We start from the raw sequence: 1,038 nt of genomic DNA, 5'->3' as shown, positions 1-1,038 counted from the left end.
GTGAATAACCAAGTTTTTAACCATTCTTGTAGCACCCAAAGAGCAGCAAATGAAAAGGGTTGTTTGCCTACCATACGGTTAAAGACTAGTGCTAACAATCCATGAAATAGTCCCATACCGAGACCCATCAATGCAATCATAATCAATGCGAGCCACGTTGGTGTATCGCTATAATCATGGATAGCAGTATAGAGCCAAAAGCCGCCGACGCACCATAGCCCCATACCGTAAGCTTCACCGATAATAAAAGCGCGACGACCACTCATACTTGTCACCAACAGCGCATATAAAATCGCTGGTGATACTATTGCTAGCGGCCAAAACCCATAAGGCGCTAGCGAAAATAAAAAAATAGCTCCTGCAAGCCATGCTGCTACTAGCGTAAGCGATAGCGGTAATTGATTTAAGTGAGTACTCAAACGCTTTTGTAGATTAATAGTAGACAGGCGCATCGCAAATTATCCAAAATTATGAGCCTTGAATTTTTAATCAAAATCCAAAACTTAGATAGAGCCGTTAATACTACAGGCAGTATTTTAAAATAAAAACTGCTTATGATACCAGCCTGCACTGCTCAATGGATGAATTTATGTACTCCGTTTAATGGGTTATTATGCTACATTACCAAACGATATGAAGTGTTACTTGATCTTCTATAGCTCACAATACCTACAGTACATGAGAAAGCACTATGCCCCCCTTAAAAATAAAATCCAGTCTTATATGCAATCGTTATCTGTCTAAGGGGTTGCGTAGTACGTTATTATTACTGGCTGCCTCATCACTATTTGCTTGTAGCCAACCGAGTAGTGGCGTATCTGATGCAAGCACAACATCGGCATCAACTGAAGATGTTTTGGCTGTTCCAAAGACAGCTGAACCAAACGTTATAAATAATTCTATGATGACATCAGTAAGTAAACCAGACTTACTAAAAAACGTATCAGCCACTGTCTATAAAGATGCCAATTGCGGCTGCTGTAAAGAATGGATAAGTCATGCAGAAGATAATGGTCTAAGTGCAACCGCGCAAGATGT

General features: G+C 40.3%; 2 pseudogenes. One reads left to right on the top strand and one right to left on the bottom strand.

What is annotated here, in order from left to right:
* Nucleotides 1-452, bottom strand: a pseudogene (locus ACQKCG_RS13990) (apolipoprotein N-acyltransferase); the annotation flags it as partial.
* Between the two features lie 239 nt (nt 453-691).
* Here ACQKCG_RS13990 and ACQKCG_RS13985 point away from each other — a divergent pair.
* Nucleotides 692-1,038, top strand: a pseudogene (locus ACQKCG_RS13985) (DUF411 domain-containing protein); the annotation flags it as partial.

Origin of the sequence: Psychrobacter sp. NPDC078929, assembly GCF_050267985.1 — a bacterium.
Taxonomy (GTDB): Bacteria; Pseudomonadota; Gammaproteobacteria; order Pseudomonadales; family Moraxellaceae; genus Psychrobacter.
Note: the sequence above shows the minus strand (reverse complement) of the source record. Positions and strands in the feature narration are given on the sequence as shown.